Origin of the sequence: Neorhizobium turbinariae (assembly GCF_023223505.1) — a bacterium.
Classification (GTDB): Bacteria; Pseudomonadota; Alphaproteobacteria; order Rhizobiales; family Rhizobiaceae; genus Neorhizobium; species Neorhizobium turbinariae.
Map to the genome: position 1 here is coordinate 101,463 of NZ_JALPRY010000012.1, position 13,647 is coordinate 115,109.

The window sequence follows — 13,647 nt, forward strand, 5'->3', positions numbered from 1 at the left end:
CCGTTATGGCTGATGAAGTACGCGACCTGCTCAAGCAGGTTACGAACGATCTTTCGCGTGTGAACGACGAGTTCAGCCGGAAGGCGGAAGAATGCCTGACCGAGGTCAAGAACACCGGCAAGCTGTCGGAACAGACCAAGGCGGAAGTCGACAAGCTGGCAACGTCCCAGACGGAGCTTTCAGGCAAGCTCGAAGATCTCCAGGCCAGACTGGGTGAAGTCGAGCAGAAGGGCGCGCGCCGCGGTGGCAATGGTGATGATGGCATGAAGTCCATCGGCCAGCAGGCCATCGAAAATCAGGCGATGAAGGATTTCGCGCAGAGCGTCCAAGGTGGCCGGCGCGTCAGCGTCCCGGTCAAGAACGTGATCAGCACCGACATCGCAACCGGTGTCGTGGAGCCGCAGCGCCTGCCTGGCATCGATGTGATGCCGAAGCAGCGCCTGTTCATCCGTGATCTGATTGCCGGCGGTCGCACTACGTCTCCTGCCATCTTCTGGGTGCAGCAGACGGGCTTCACCAACGCCGCACGCGTCGTCGCTGAAAGCACGGCGAAGCCATATTCCGACATCGATTTCGCCACCAAGATCACGCCGGTCGTCACGATCGCGCACATGTTCAAGGCGTCGAAGCAGATCATGGACGACTTCGCCCAGCTCCAGTCGATGATCGATGCGGAAATGCGCTATGGCCTGAAGTACGTTGAAGAACAGGAGATCCTGTTCGGTTCCGGTACGGGCGGCCATCTTGAAGGCATCGTGCCGCAGGCTTCCGAGTTCGCTCCGGCGTTCGCCCCGGATGCACGAACCGAGATCGATGATCTGCGTCTTGCGATCCTGCAGGCACAGCTCGCCCGGCTGCCGATCGACGGCTTCGTTGTGCACTTCACCGACTGGGCAAAGATCGAGCTGACGAAGGACACGACCGGCGGCTACATCCTCGCGAACCCACTTCGCATCGCTGGTCCGACCCTCTGGGGCCGTCCGGTTGTCGAAACAGAAATCCCGCAGTTCGAAGGCGAGTTCCTGGCCGGCGCCTTCCAGACCGGCGCCCAGATCTTCGACCGTGAAGAAGCCAACGTCGTCATCTCGACCGAGAACGTCGATGACTTCGAGAAGAACATGATCTCGGTTCGCTGCGAGGAACGGCTTGCCCTCGCTGTGAAGCGCCCGGAAGCATTCGTCACCGGCGCGTTCGGAACGGCTGTTCCGGCACCCTGATTCAGTTCGGCTCATCAAGGAGGGCAGCTTCGGCTGCCCTCTCTATGAATCGAAGGAGAGACGCCATGAAACTCACTGCATTGAAGACGTTCCGGCACGGCTCCACCGTGTTCCGTCGCAATAGCCCTGTAGAGATGAGCGATGCACAGGCAAAGCCGCTCCTCGCCAAGGGGCTGGTCTCTGAAGCCAAGCCTGCCGCGAAGAAGGACGAGCCTAAGTCCAAGCCCAAGACCGAAGGCAGCAAGGACCAATGAAAATGTTCCGACCGGTCCGTGTCACTGCCCCGGCTTCGCTTCCCATCTCCGTTGAGGACGTAAAGAACGCTCTGCGCGTGGACGGGCCCGACTCAAATGCTGAGATTGAGCGGCTGATCAAGGCGGCTGTCCAGCACTACGAGGGCTGGAGCGGCGTGCTTGGCATTGCCATCGTCGAGCAGACTTGGCGGCAGGACTATGGGCGGTTTGAGGAGAAGATGGGCCTAAAGGTCGGTCCTGTCACCTCGATAGCCTCTGTGAAGTACCGCAACGATCAAGGGCAGATCGCCACGGTTGCTGCGGGCAAGTATACGCTGAAGCACACTGGCGGCGGCGAGGCTTACGTTCGCTTCGATCGCGGCTTCATTGCTCCCGTTGACCTCTACGAGGATGCGCCGGTCTTCATTGAATATGTTGCCGGCTGGCCCGCCGGTGAAGTGCCTGCAGACATCCAGACGGCGATAATTCTGCGCGTGCAGAAACACTTCGATGCGGCCGCGCAAACCAATTCTGATGTTCTCGATCGGGTCGAGAAAGACCTGACGTCGAGATACATGTCGGTGCTGGTCTGATGGCAATCACTGCGCAAGAACTCGACCGCCGCATCACCGTCGAGCGCGTCACCAGCGTGCCTAACGACTTCAACGAGCCGGTCGAGACGTGGGCGGAAGTTGCAACGCTCTGGGCTCGCCGTCGCGATGCTTCTGACACTCACAAGATCGAATACATGGCCGCCGGCCAGGTTGGTTCATTCACGGTTGCCCGCTTCACCGTTCGCTCCTCGTCCGTCACCCGCACTATTACCCCTGTCGATCGCATCGTTCATGAGGGGAAGGTCTGGGAGATCCGCGGCGTCAAGGAAGCTGACGAAGGCCGCCGGCGGTTCATAGAGATCACTGCGCTGAAGGATGCTGACTGATGGCGAAGGTGACAGTCAAGATCGAGGGGCTGAAGGAGCTCGACCGGGCGCTCGGTCAACTGCCGAAGTCGACCGCGAAGGCAACGCTGCGCCGCGTCCTGAAAGAGGCAGGCGAGCCAGTAGCGCGTGCAGCTCGATCGAGAGCGCCAGTTGAAGATCATCACCTGGTCGAGAGCATCGACGTGTCGACCCGGCTTAATCCGCGCCAGCGCAGCCTTCACAAGGAGGCGGGAGGGCGAGCGTTCCAAGAGATGTTTGTCGGCACCAACAACCCCGCTGGCACGCAGCAGGAGTTCGGCAACTCGCGGCATGGGCCGCAGCCATTCATGCGTCCCGCCTGGGATGCCACCAAGCAGCAGACCCTCGACTACATCGCCAATTCCCTCTGGGGCGAGATCGAGAAATCCGCCCAGCGTTTGGCGCGCAGGGCTGCGAGGGGGAGGTAACGATGCGCGTGTCGACGATCAATGACGATCCTGGTTTCATGCCCTGGGCCCAAGCGAGGGCGGAAGGCAGGGTAATCCGTGTGTTCCTGGATGGCGAAGAGATCGACAAGTGCATCACCGCCGATGAAGAGACGGGATTGATCGTCCGCCCGGTTCTGGACGTCGAAGGCGGATGCCAGGTCGACCCGTCTACTGGCTCTGACCTCTGGACGGAATCCGTTCACGGCAGTGTTCGCGTCGAGGTTCAGTGACCTATGGAAGAAGCACTCACGGCTCTGCTGGCATCCGTCGCCGGCGGGCAGCTATTGGGTCCGCGCTCCTCAGAAGGCGGCGCCACCCTACCTCGTGCTGAACCGGATTGACGAACAGCCGAATTATCACATGCAGGACGCTTCCGGCTTCGTCTCCAGCCGCGTGCAGATCGACTGCTATGCAGCGACCTACACAGCGGCCACCGCCGCAGCGCGTGCCGTGAAGGCGATCGTGTCCGGCTACAAGGGCGGGCAGATCCAGGGCGTCTTCATCGAAAGCGAAAGAAATCTTCCTGCCGCGGACGCGGGAGAGGTCAGCACTCTGTTCCGCACTTCCATCGACATCACAGTCCTACACGGAGAAGACCCATGACTGACGCCCGTATCGGTTACGGCACCAAATATGCCATCTGGGATGCTGACGCAGACCCGGCCGCGTTCGCTGAGATCGCGGAAGTGTTCAGCGTGACGCCTGGTGCAGCGAGCGCCGATCGCATCGATGCGACCCATATGCAGAGCCCCGGTCGCCGGCGCGAATACATCGCCGGCCTGATCGACAACGGCGAGGCTTCGTTCGAGATCAACTACATTCCCGGCAGTGACACCGATATCCTGCTGCGCACGCTCATGGACTCGGGCCAAACCGTGCAGCATAGGATCACCTTCCCCAATGGCGTTACCGTCACCTACGACGCCTCCATCATCGGTTATGAGAAGTCGATCCCGGTCGACGACCGCATGACCGCAACCATCACCGTCGCCGTTTCCGGCGCTGAAACCTGGGGCACTGCTGCGCAATGGCCAACAAAGAGCGCGGTGAAGTCTCATTTGAGGCTTTCGACAAGACGTGGACGATGAAGATCGGCACGGGCGCAATGTGCGCCATCGAGGCTGAGACCGGCAAGAACATCAGCGAGGTCGGTACGGCCCTTAGTGATCCCAAGGCGGCGAGCCTCACTCTGATGCGTACTGTCTTCTGGGGCGCCCTCCAGCACCGCCACGAGGGCACAACCATCCGGGAGTGCGACGACCTGATTGACGAGATCGGCATCCAGCGCACCGGCGAGCTCATCGGTAAGGCGTTCAAACTGGCCTTCCCGAAGAAGGAAGGCGGCTCGCGCCCTCGGAAGGCGACGGCAGTCTAGACTGGCCGTCGCTGATCTCCTCATGGGTAGAAACCGGTCAACCTTACGAGTTGTTCTGGCGGCTCACGCTTCGCGAAATCAGCGTCATCCTCGCCGGCGAAACAGAGCGAAGGAACAGGGAGCGGGACGAGAGAATGTCCCTCGCCTGGCACATCGAGGCGCTGGCGCGCATGAAGAAGCTGCCGAAGCTGGAAAGCATGATGACCAAAGCCAGCAGGCCCAAGGTCATGACGCCCGACCAGATCGAGGCGGTTACCCGTAGCTGGTTGGCTTCTCGACATAGGAAGAAATAGATGGCTTCTGCAGTCATTGGCGCGCTGCGCGTCAACCTCGGTATCGATTCAGCTGAGTTTCAGGATGGCCTCAAGAAAGCGCAAGCCAGCTTGAGCGGCGTGGGCAAGTCCATGCAGTCTGCCGGCAAGAGCATGTCGGCCTATCTGACCGCCCCAATCGCGGCCATGGGTGCACTCACCATCAAGACGGCCGGCGACTTCGAGGCGTCGATGAACCGCGTCCAGGCGGCGAGCAATGCATCCGGCGAGCAGTTTCAGCAGATGCAGAAGCTGGCTTTGGAGCTCGGCGCCAACACGTCGAAGTCAGCATCAGAAGCCGCCGATAGCATGGAGATGCTGGCGAAGAACGTTGTCTCGGCAGAAGACATTCTCGGCGGTGCAGCGGCTGCATCGATCAAGCTTTCGGAAGCGACCGGTGGCGACCTGTCGACGGCGGCCGATGTCGCGACCAATGTCATGGCACAGTTCAAGCTTGAGGTGCAGGATCTCGGCCGCGTTGTTGACGGTATCACCAACGTTACGCTTGCATCGCAATTCGGGTTCCAGGACTACCAGGCCGCGCTCGGCCAAGCCGGCGGTGTCGCTGGCGCCCTGGGTGTCAGCATCGAGGAGTTCAACGCGGCTATCGCTGCGACCTCGTCCGTCTTCAACAGCGGCTCTGACGCAGGCACCTCATTCAAGACATTCCTGACCACGCTCGTTCCGAAGAGCGATGCGGCGGCCGCCAAGATGGAAGAACTGGGGCTCAAGTTCTTCAATGCCAACGGCTCGATGAAGTCGATGTCGGAGATCGCGGAGGAGCTGAAAACCGCCCTTTCTGGTCTCAGCGACGAAGCTAAGAACAATGCTGTCAAGGAAATCTTCGGCCTCGACGCGATGCGAACAGCCATTGCCCTGGCGGATCAGGGAGCCGCCGGAATCGATAAGATGACTGAGGCGGTCTCTCGCGCCGGGTCTGCGGATGAGCAGTCTGCTGCCCGCATGAAAGGCTTCAACGGCGAGATGGAGAAGCTGACGGGGGCATTGGAAACCCTCGCCATCACGATCGCGAATAGCGGCCTTCTGGAGTTCGCCACGTCGCTGGTCAGCAGCCTCGCGGGCATCGTCGACAGTTTGGCAACCACAAATCCGGAGCTGCTCAAATGGGGCACGGTTATCGCGGCCGCCGGCGCAGCGATCGGGCCTGTCGTGATTGCTTTGGGACTTTTGGTCACCGCCGCATCGGCCATCAGCGCTCCAGTACTGGCTGCGGTGGCCGCCATCACGGCCGTGGTCGGCGGTATCACGCTCCTTTACCAGGGTCTACAGATCGCTCTGCCATACCTCCAGCAGTTTGCGGGAGAGATCTGGGAACGGATCAAGGCGGGGGTTGAAAGTGCCTCACAAGCCTTCACTGCGTTCAAGGAAAAGGTTGTCCAGATCGCGACTGACATCCTGAACGCCTTCCTCGAGCTTCCGGGCAAGATGATGGAGATCGGCGGACAGATCATGGACGGTCTGTGGAACGGCATCCAGGCCAAATGGGAAAGCGTCAAGGCGGGAGTGGTCGGGATTGGTGACAGCATCACCAACAGCATCAAGAGCACGCTCGGTATTCACTCGCCTTCTCGCGTCATGCACCAGCTGGGCGAGTTCATCATGCAAGGCCTCAACAACGGGATGCAGAGCGTCGATGTGAAATCAGGTGTCGTAGGCACGGCCAACAAGATCGAGAACGCATTTCAGGGCATCGGATCGTCTATCGGTGCCGCCATAGCAGGAACCAAAAGTTGGAAGGATGTGCTGAAAGACATCCTCGGGATGCTCATGCAGAGCGCGTTTTCGGGCTTCGGCGGTGGCGGTGGCGGCGGTTTCGGTGGGTTTCTTTCCGGTCTCTTCGGTAGCATCTTAGGTTTTGCTCGCGGCGGCACCATCCTCCCTGGCGGCGGTGGCGGTGTGGATAGCCAGCTCGTCGCATTCCGCAAGTCGCCAAACGAGCGGGTGGATATCACGAAGCCTGGACAAACACTGGAGGGCGGACGTGGAGCCACGGATGTGCGGGTTTACGTCGATCAAAACGGCAACTGGCAGGCTGAAGTGGAGCGCCTGGCTGACGGCCGCGTGTCACGGGCGGCGCCCGCCATCGTGAGGCAGTCTAACAGCCAGGTGGTGCCGACCATGGCGCGCTATCAGAACGACAAGGCCGGAGGCGAGTGGCGGAATGGCTGATATCTTGGTCTGGCCTGAGTTCCTGCTATCGCCGCTTGAATGCCGCGCCTACCTTAATCCTTTTACTCGATCGGGCGGTCGCACGTTGGGCGGAACGAAACCTTCGGTGCGGACGGATCTCGGGCACTGGCGGGTGGATCTGATGGGGGTGCCAATGACCGGTGTCGATCGTCGCCGTGCTTGGGATGCGATAGCGACTTACCTTGGCGGGACATCTGGTCGGATCGCTGTTCCAACCTGGGCGATGGACAGCGCACCCTATGCCAGTGGCAACGAAGAGCCGTTGGTCGATGTGCCGCACGATGACGACAGCCTGTTCGATGACGGCATGCCTTATGAACAAGGCGCGATCGCGATCCGGAGCGTAGGTGTGACTGGAATTGCTGCGACACAGATTTCGATGCGCGTCATCGCTGGTGCTGTCGACCTGGCTGGCGTTCGTTTCAGCTACCAGCACGCTCTTTATCAGACAGGTCGCGTGCTTTCTCTCGAAGGCGACATCGTTACGGTGCAAGTCTCGCCGGCAGTCAGGGCGGTGATACCTGCAGACGCTGATCTGGAATTCGACCGCCCTACCTGTGTCTGCAACCTTCTGGACGATGTGGGGATGCAGCGCTCGATGAATGCAGACCGGTTCGAGCGGGCGAACGTCAGTTTTGTCGAGGACACTCAGTATTGGGCTGAATTGGCGGCGGGATCCTGATCATGGCGTCACTCCGGATACTCTGTGATGCCGTTCTTCCCGATCGCACGATCCGCGTGTGGGATGGCTCCGGCGGATCTTTCGTTGATGACGACGGCAATATCTACCGGCCGGCGCAGTTCACCGATGACGCCCTGCAGCAGATCGAGGCCGCGATCAACGGTGAGGCCTACACCCTGGCTCTGTCGCTGATCTCGGTTTCTTCCTCTGTTGCCGACCAGATCTGGCAATATGACGAGACGACCAGCATCCAGGGGTCTCCTTTCATCGTGAAGCTGAAGGTGCTGGACGAGAACGAGCAGCCGGATGACGAGGAGCCGATCGTCGTGTTTACCGGTGAGATCGACAACCTCGACGTTTCCGACGAGGCGAGCGATGCGGGCATCACATCTCAGGTCAACCTGGAGATCACCAACCGCTTTACGCTGCGCACCCTGACAAGTGGCGGCGTGCTTTCCGATGTGGACCAGCGGGCACGTGCCAAGATCCTGAACCCCTCGGCACCAGACGACAGGTTCTGCGAACGCGTGCCGCTAATGCGCGACAAGACGATCAAATGGCCGAACTGGTAAAGGAGAAAGCGGAAATGACGTTTCAGGACAAAATGACGACCTTCAAGACGTATGAGGAATGGGGATACACAAAGGTACCCCACAATCTCTCACCTCCAGAGCAAAAGATGAACGTCTACTGCGCAGAGGCTATCGCTCATTATGCTGACTATGAGGAGCGCGTAATTGTTCGATCGTATCCTTGGCTAATCCGTCCGGTAGTCCGTTGGCTTCTTCGCGCAACGCGGCCTTGATCGATCCGGCCGACAAGATTGTCGTCCTTCACCAGACCTGTGAGCGCATGAATTATCGCTCGTAGCGCAATCTGATGCGCATCTAGCCTGTCCTGTAAGTCTGTCATGCTAATCGGCATAGTTTCTCCTCCCGTTGAGAGCGGCAGAAAATCACGACCGCAATCTGGAGTCGAGTCACCATGGATACGCTCGACGCCTTCCTGGAGCACTACGGCGCCCTGCCCTGGTCTCCCGGTCACAAGGTGGATTGCTGCCTGTGCCTCGCCGAATGGGCAATCTGGCAGGGACATGAAGATCCGGCCGCTCGGTTCCGCGGCACCTACAGCAGCGATGAAGAGTTCCGCCAGATCATCCGGCAGACCGGCGTCGTCCCTCTGCTGACGGAATGCGCCAGGTCGATTGGCGCCAGTCCCACGCAATCGCCTCGTCGCGGAGATGTGGGCGTGATCGGCAGCTCGCGCAACGCGCTTCACCAGTTCGGCGCCATCCACGACGGGCGCGGCTGGGTGGTGCGGCAGAAACAAGGCTTCGGACGAATGTCAGCGCGGGTGCTGGCGGCCTGGTCTCTCCCGACAAGATAATGGAAACCACATGACGGGCTTGGAAACGCTGGCACTGATCGTGTCATCGCTGGCGACGACGACCTTTGCCGCAAACCTGCTTTATCTCGGCACCTATGCCCTGGCGATTGCCGGCATTGGTTACGCTGCGATGCAGAGCTTCGCGCAGAAGCCGGCCGTGCCAAAGCCGGAAGACGGCTCGTATAACCTCAAACAGCAGGTGCCGTCGCTGCCTTACGTGTTGGGCCGCGTCAAGAAGGGCGGAGACTATGTCTTCCTGGAGGAGCGCAACGGCTATGCCTACCATGTGATGGTGTGGGCTGCGCACCGCATTGACGGTTTCGAGCAGCACTACCTGCACGACAAGAAGGTGACGGTGGACGGGACATTGGTCACCACCCCGCCCTTCTTTTTCGACGGGAGCGCCAACGTTCGGATCGATACCAGGCTTGGGCTGAACAGCAGCACCGCCTATGGCGCGATCGTCGATGCGTTCCCGACGATCTGGGGCAGCAACCACCGCGGCGACGGGCTGGCGAGTGTTTACATGCGCTGCCACACCGTCTCGCAGAAGAACTATATGAAGATCTACCCCAACCAGATGCCGGAGCACTCGGCGGTTGGGAGAGGGATGCGACTGTACGATCCTAGGAAGGACAGCACGCAGGGCGGGTCAGGTTCGCATCGATACGCCAACCCGAACACCTGGGAGTTCTCCACCAACCTGGCGCTGATGCGCCTGTGGCACCTGTGCCATCCGGTCGGCGGCAAGATGTCGTATTCGGCGATGTATCTGCCAGACTGGGCCAATGCTGCCGCCGTTTGCGACCAGAATGTCACCAACCGCAGTGGCGGAACGGAGAAGCGCTACCATGGCGGCTTCTGGTTTCGGGCAACAATGACCCGACCGAAGTTGGCCGGATTATAGACGAGGCGGCGGAGCTGGTCGTTTATGAGCGTGCCGATGGCCGCATTGGTGTTCATGCCGGAGAATACGTCGCGCCGGATATCACGCTCGATGCCAACAGTATCTACAGCATCCGCGTCGACAAGAACAAACGGCGGGCGAACACCGTTCTTGCCGTGCGCGGGCGCTGGACCAATCCCGCCAAGGACTACAACGCCGAAGACGCGGCGATCTACGGTGATCCCTATGGCGAGCAGGATGAGACAGAGCGCACCAAGACGCTCAACAACCAGGCGATCCAGAGCCACAATCACTGCCAGCGCAAGCAGAAGCTGACCTTCATCCGCGCCAATGCGCGCAGGGTCACGGTTGTCGCTGACTACACGGCAAAGAACGTGCGCAACCTGCCCTACCGGCGGTTTGTCGCGGTTCATTATCCAGGCCGCGGGCTGGTGAATGCGGTTGTCGAGATCACCTCGAGCGTCAGCATCGACCTGCGCAACATGCGGATCTCGTTCTCCGGCATCCTCGTGTCGAGCTCGCTCTACACTTTCAATGCCGCGACAGAGGAAGGCAAGCCCGGAGAAGTGGCGCTGCCAGCGCCAGAGGAAGGCGTGCCGACGCCGGTCAACTTCACCGCTGCTGTTGAAACCGAAGTCGTGGCTGGCGGCGCAACGGCCGCCTTCATCCGTGGCAGCTGGGACCATGTCGATACGAGCCTGACCTACGAACTTGAATACGAGCGCACCAGCGGCGGCTCGGGCATCCAGTCGGTGTTCTCGGAAGAAGACGAGAATCAGGTTCGCACCGGCTACCTTGCGGATGGCGAGCAATACAGGGTTCGGCTGCGGGCATGGGGCGGTGGCACCTCATCGGACTGGACCGACTACGTTCTGCTGACCGCCACCGCCGACCCTGTCGCGCCTGGGCCGGTCACCGGTGTCTCGGTTACTCCCGGTGCTGGCCAGGCGCTTTTTGAATGGACGGCGCCCAACAGCGCCAACTACTTCGCCTGCCGGATCTACGTCGGCACGACGAACGACCCCAATGCGGCCACGCTTGCCGGCACCGAATACGGACCACCGAGCGCGATTGATCTGCGCACCATCACCAGCCTTGCCGCCGGCACCTACTACGGCTGGCTGAGGGCGATCAACCCTTCCGGCCGGGAAGCCGCTGCGGTGGCTACCGGCTCCTTCACCATCACCTGACGCACCTCAACCCGACAATCATTTGCCTCTGGCTCACCGCCGGAGCGCCGCCATGTGGGAAAGCCGATGCCTGATTTGACCCCTGAAGAAGTGTTTCGTGACTACGTGACCGATGGTGTTCCTGCTTCAGGCAAACATCTCCAAAAAAGCCGGATATCCGGCGCCTGCTCCGGCAGTTCCAGAACGTCATCACAGCCTTCACGTCGAATGGCGGCCTGATCTACTCGTCGCTGACTGCCCTCAACGCTGATCTCGCCAAGCCGGCGAATGCCATGGCTTGGGTTATGGGAGACCCTGTAGCTGCCAGCAACGGCGTTTATGGTAAGGTTGGCGCATCCGGTTCCTGGACACGGCGCGCGGATCTTCCCTTCAGCTTCATCATAGCCTCCGACGCAGGTGCAGGCACACCGAACGCCATCCAGGCGACCACCAGCGTTCCGGTTTCCGGTTCGTCTCTGGTGTGGCTGAATATCGCCGCCACCAATACCGGCTCCCCGGTTTCCGTCAGCTTCAATGGCGGCGCTGCGCTCACGATCAAGACCAACAGTGGCAATGACGTTGTCGCAGGCGGCCTCGTTTCGGGCATTATCGTGATGGGTATCGTGTCCGGGCCGACGTTCCGCCTGGTGAGCGATCAGGCGAGTGCGGCGATCATTACCGCGGCCGAAGGCTGGGCCAGCATCGCTCAGGCTGCCGCTAACGGCAACTTGACCTTCATCACCCGCAATGCCGCAAGCTCGGCGATGATCGATGCGTCGATCCATTCCATCACGCTGAAGGGTGACGCATCCGAAGGTGACAGTCTTGGTGGGCTGTTCGTTGACACCGAAAAAGGCAGCACGGACACGTTCGAGAGTGAGGATGGGCGGACGTGGTATCGAGCACCGGATGTCGGGCCTCAGCGGCTCCACGGTGCGACGATTGACTTCCTGCGGGAAAGCCTCGTCAAGCCCATCCTTATGCCATTCAACCGCCGACTCTTCCGGCGCAAGGTTGCGCTTCGGCTATCGATCATCTGCCCTGATGAAGCGGCGATTTTGGCAGGCAGCCCCGGCGCCACCTACTCTTATCCGTCAGCAATGACGATTGACGAGGTTGCGGGTCAGCTGATTATCGTCTCTACTCTAAATGTCGGGACCGCGGTCTGGCACAAGGTCTATCGTTGGAACCCGGGCGGCGGAAACCACGGCGACTATCTCTTCTCCGTGAAGGCTGGGTCTACTGTCCCACAAGGAGCGCATGTCAGCTACGAGGGCGGCACGCGCTACCTGTATACCAAGAACGCTTCGCCTAACGTCGGAAAGTATGCTTTCCCGACCAACCCGACGAACCTTTCGACCCTCTCGCTTTCTTCGTCGGTCGATATGGATCTCAACTACAACATCTGCGGCAGGAATGGGGTTCTTACCACCGAAAACTTCGCAACAAACCACGGCTCTAACACCCGTCAGCGGCATCGCTTCACCCGCCGAAACCTGGATGGCTCGATTATCGACCGTTTCGACATTGGCGCCCTGCATGCCAGTGTTTCCGGATACTGGATCGACAAGATCCCGAAGCAGCAGACGATGGCGGAAGGGCCTGGCTTCTATGCGTTCAATTACGGCGGGCATTGGGATGGGGCTGCGCCGGTAACGCCGTATATGTACTGCGGCACAAAACTATTCGTTCCCGGCACGCAAGACCCTATTGCCACGTCGCTAATGAATCCTGCGGGTGTGAAGGCCATTCTTAACGCAAAGGGCGTCTCCTCCATTCGATCTGAAGGCGAAGGCATTCACGTCATGAATGATGGGACGATCTATTCGTTGTTCGTCGTGGATGCGATGGAGGCAGACCTCAACATCGTGATTTTTGAAGAGTTTTCGGAGGCTCCCGACGCGATCGATTTTGCCAACGCTGCCGTGACTTGGTCGCACCCGTCCAAGGCTGACAGGGCAGTCCAGCTATCTCGTTCTGGCAACGTTACTCTTGCTGTCGCGTCCACGACCCCCCAGAAAATTCCCTTCCAGTCCACAGTCATGACGGACTACGCCGGATACTATGACGCTGCTAACGATGTGATCAGACCGCTGCCCGGAATGCATATGTTCTACGGAGCGGTTGAGGTTGCCAACCCCTCAGACAACGAGTTGCTACAGATCTATCTCTACCGCAACGGGGCATCTATGCAGAGGGGCGAGAAGTTTTTTGCTAACACAACAGGTGGGCAGACGGTTGAATTCGCCCCGACTATCATTGATTGCAGCGGGAACGATACGTTCGACTTCCGTCTTGAAGCATCTTCGGCGACCGGGAAAACCATCAACGGTTCAGCCGCGATCACTCGCGTTGGGTGTTTTGCGGTTTAGCTGGCGCCGAAGATCCGCTCGGCTACCAAGGCCGTGTGGAGCGTTGCGTGATTGGAGTCGGCTCGCAAATGCCACAGGAGGGCCGTTGGCGAACTTACGTTGTCACCCACAGACGCTATCCCCGGCGTCAAGTTTTCTGCCGCGTGGATCCGACGCTTTCAATCTCGTTGTGAAGCATGGAGGAAACGGATCAACCATCGCAACCTTAACGGCCGGACAGGCAGGTGAGTTGAACATGTCAGATACCGGCTTCTGGTACCTGTGGAGATGAGTGTAAAGAGTTATAGGTAGCCTCCTACTCAAGCTCACGAAGCATCAGTCGGGGATGGTCTTCCAACTCACCCGTCCCGGCGGTGGCAGGCCATATCTAGTCATTT

The 13,647-nt window shown here is 59.9% G+C and carries 17 protein-coding genes; 16 read left to right on the plus strand and 1 reads right to left on the minus strand.

The features are described 5' to 3' along the window. The first annotated feature begins 5 nt into the window (after positions 1-5). The 9 genes from M0654_RS11210 to M0654_RS11250 all read left to right on the plus strand — a co-directional run bounded on the left by M0654_RS11210 (position 6) and on the right by M0654_RS11250 (position 4,232). Positions 6-1,217 (plus strand): phage major capsid protein, encoded by a 1,212-nt coding sequence (locus tag M0654_RS11210; protein WP_248683164.1) that lies wholly within the window; start codon positions 6-8, stop codon positions 1,215-1,217. A gap of 65 nt (positions 1,218-1,282) precedes the next feature. Continuing rightward, positions 1,283-1,471: a hypothetical protein gene (locus M0654_RS11215; RefSeq protein WP_248683165.1), complete on the plus strand. Its 189-nt coding sequence runs from the start codon at positions 1,283-1,285 to the stop codon at positions 1,469-1,471. A 2-nt stretch (positions 1,472-1,473) separates the two neighbouring features. After that, positions 1,474-2,043 (plus strand): head-tail connector protein, encoded by a 570-nt coding sequence (locus M0654_RS11220; protein WP_248683166.1) that lies wholly within the window; start codon positions 1,474-1,476, stop codon positions 2,041-2,043. After that, positions 2,043-2,390 (plus strand): head-tail adaptor protein, encoded by a 348-nt coding sequence (locus tag M0654_RS11225; RefSeq protein ID WP_248683167.1) that lies wholly within the window; start codon positions 2,043-2,045, stop codon positions 2,388-2,390. The genes M0654_RS11220 and M0654_RS11225 overlap by 1 nt, the downstream gene beginning before the upstream one ends. Beyond that, on the plus strand, positions 2,390-2,836 hold the full coding sequence (locus M0654_RS11230; RefSeq protein ID WP_248683168.1) for an HK97-gp10 family putative phage morphogenesis protein: 447 nt from the start codon (positions 2,390-2,392) through the stop codon (positions 2,834-2,836). The genes M0654_RS11225 and M0654_RS11230 overlap by 1 nt, the downstream gene beginning before the upstream one ends. Positions 2,837-2,838: 2 nt before the next feature. Then, positions 2,839-3,087: a hypothetical protein gene (locus M0654_RS11235; protein ID WP_248683169.1), complete on the plus strand. Its 249-nt coding sequence runs from the start codon at positions 2,839-2,841 to the stop codon at positions 3,085-3,087. 94 nt (positions 3,088-3,181) lie between these two features. Then, positions 3,182-3,460, plus strand: a complete 279-nt coding sequence (locus M0654_RS11240; protein WP_248683170.1) for a hypothetical protein — start codon at positions 3,182-3,184, stop codon at positions 3,458-3,460. Continuing rightward, positions 3,457-3,945: a phage tail tube protein gene (locus M0654_RS11245; RefSeq protein WP_248683171.1), complete on the plus strand. Its 489-nt coding sequence runs from the start codon at positions 3,457-3,459 to the stop codon at positions 3,943-3,945. Before M0654_RS11240 ends, M0654_RS11245 begins: the two co-directional genes overlap by 4 nt. Beyond that, on the plus strand, positions 3,942-4,232 hold the full coding sequence (locus M0654_RS11250) for a hypothetical protein (protein WP_248683172.1): 291 nt from the start codon (positions 3,942-3,944) through the stop codon (positions 4,230-4,232). Before M0654_RS11245 ends, M0654_RS11250 begins: the two co-directional genes overlap by 4 nt. 43 nt (positions 4,233-4,275) lie before the next feature. Here M0654_RS11250 and M0654_RS11255 read toward each other — a convergent pair whose 3' ends face one another. Continuing rightward, on the minus strand, positions 4,276-4,542 hold the full coding sequence (locus M0654_RS11255; RefSeq protein ID WP_248683173.1) for a hypothetical protein: 267 nt from the start codon (positions 4,540-4,542) through the stop codon (positions 4,276-4,278). Between M0654_RS11255 and M0654_RS11260 the strand changes: the two genes are divergently transcribed. From M0654_RS11260 to M0654_RS11290, 7 genes are all read left to right on the plus strand, one after another. Continuing rightward, positions 4,526-6,733: a phage tail tape measure protein gene (locus M0654_RS11260; protein WP_248683174.1), complete on the plus strand. Its 2,208-nt coding sequence runs from the start codon at positions 4,526-4,528 to the stop codon at positions 6,731-6,733. The two genes, M0654_RS11255 and M0654_RS11260, sit on opposite strands and share 17 nt — an antisense overlap. Continuing rightward, positions 6,726-7,436 carry a hypothetical protein gene (locus M0654_RS11265; RefSeq protein ID WP_248683175.1) on the plus strand — a complete coding sequence of 237 codons (711 nt, stop codon included), beginning with the start codon at positions 6,726-6,728 and terminating at the stop codon, positions 7,434-7,436. Before M0654_RS11260 ends, M0654_RS11265 begins: the two co-directional genes overlap by 8 nt. A gap of 2 nt (positions 7,437-7,438) precedes the next feature. Next, positions 7,439-8,008 (plus strand): hypothetical protein, encoded by a 570-nt coding sequence (locus M0654_RS11270; RefSeq protein WP_248683176.1) that lies wholly within the window; start codon positions 7,439-7,441, stop codon positions 8,006-8,008. A 412-nt stretch (positions 8,009-8,420) separates the two neighbouring features. Further along, positions 8,421-8,822, plus strand: coding sequence for a DUF6950 family protein (locus M0654_RS11275; RefSeq protein WP_248683177.1), 402 nt, complete (start codon positions 8,421-8,423; stop codon positions 8,820-8,822). Between the two features lie 10 nt (positions 8,823-8,832). Further along, positions 8,833-9,729, plus strand: a complete 897-nt coding sequence (locus M0654_RS11280) for a hypothetical protein (RefSeq protein WP_248683178.1) — start codon at positions 8,833-8,835, stop codon at positions 9,727-9,729. Then, positions 9,624-10,919: a hypothetical protein gene (locus M0654_RS11285; protein ID WP_248683179.1), complete on the plus strand. Its 1,296-nt coding sequence runs from the start codon at positions 9,624-9,626 to the stop codon at positions 10,917-10,919. The genes M0654_RS11280 and M0654_RS11285 overlap by 106 nt, the downstream gene beginning before the upstream one ends. Positions 10,920-11,191: 272 nt before the next feature. Continuing rightward, complete coding sequence (locus tag M0654_RS11290) at positions 11,192-13,270, plus strand: hypothetical protein (protein ID WP_248683180.1); 2,079 nt, start codon at positions 11,192-11,194, stop codon at positions 13,268-13,270. Positions 13,271-13,647: the final 377 nt, after the last annotated feature.

What these genes read in the sequence shown, in the direction of transcription:
- M0654_RS11235 (WP_248683169.1), top strand. Translation starts at nt 2,839, where the DNA reads ATGCGCGTGTCGACGATCAATGACGATCCTGGTTTCATGCCCTGGGCC.
- M0654_RS11290 (WP_248683180.1), top strand. Translation starts at nt 11,192, where the DNA reads ATGGCTTGGGTTATGGGAGACCCTGTAGCTGCCAGCAACGGCGTTTAT.
- M0654_RS11265 (WP_248683175.1), top strand. Translation starts at nt 6,726, where the DNA reads ATGGCTGATATCTTGGTCTGGCCTGAGTTCCTGCTATCGCCGCTTGAA.
- M0654_RS11260 (WP_248683174.1), top strand. Translation starts at nt 4,526, where the DNA reads ATGGCTTCTGCAGTCATTGGCGCGCTGCGCGTCAACCTCGGTATCGAT.
- M0654_RS11255 (WP_248683173.1), bottom strand. Translation starts at nt 4,542, where the DNA reads ATGACTGCAGAAGCCATCTATTTCTTCCTATGTCGAGAAGCCAACCAG.
- M0654_RS11230 (WP_248683168.1), top strand. Translation starts at nt 2,390, where the DNA reads ATGGCGAAGGTGACAGTCAAGATCGAGGGGCTGAAGGAGCTCGACCGG.
- M0654_RS11210 (WP_248683164.1), top strand. Translation starts at nt 6, where the DNA reads ATGGCTGATGAAGTACGCGACCTGCTCAAGCAGGTTACGAACGATCTT.
- M0654_RS11270 (WP_248683176.1), top strand. Translation starts at nt 7,439, where the DNA reads ATGGCGTCACTCCGGATACTCTGTGATGCCGTTCTTCCCGATCGCACG.
- M0654_RS11220 (WP_248683166.1), top strand. Translation starts at nt 1,474, where the DNA reads ATGTTCCGACCGGTCCGTGTCACTGCCCCGGCTTCGCTTCCCATCTCC.
- M0654_RS11250 (WP_248683172.1), top strand. Translation starts at nt 3,942, where the DNA reads ATGAAGATCGGCACGGGCGCAATGTGCGCCATCGAGGCTGAGACCGGC.
- M0654_RS11245 (WP_248683171.1), top strand. Translation starts at nt 3,457, where the DNA reads ATGACTGACGCCCGTATCGGTTACGGCACCAAATATGCCATCTGGGAT.
- M0654_RS11225 (WP_248683167.1), top strand. Translation starts at nt 2,043, where the DNA reads ATGGCAATCACTGCGCAAGAACTCGACCGCCGCATCACCGTCGAGCGC.
- M0654_RS11215 (WP_248683165.1), top strand. Translation starts at nt 1,283, where the DNA reads ATGAAACTCACTGCATTGAAGACGTTCCGGCACGGCTCCACCGTGTTC.
- M0654_RS11280 (WP_248683178.1), top strand. Translation starts at nt 8,833, where the DNA reads ATGACGGGCTTGGAAACGCTGGCACTGATCGTGTCATCGCTGGCGACG.
- M0654_RS11275 (WP_248683177.1), top strand. Translation starts at nt 8,421, where the DNA reads ATGGATACGCTCGACGCCTTCCTGGAGCACTACGGCGCCCTGCCCTGG.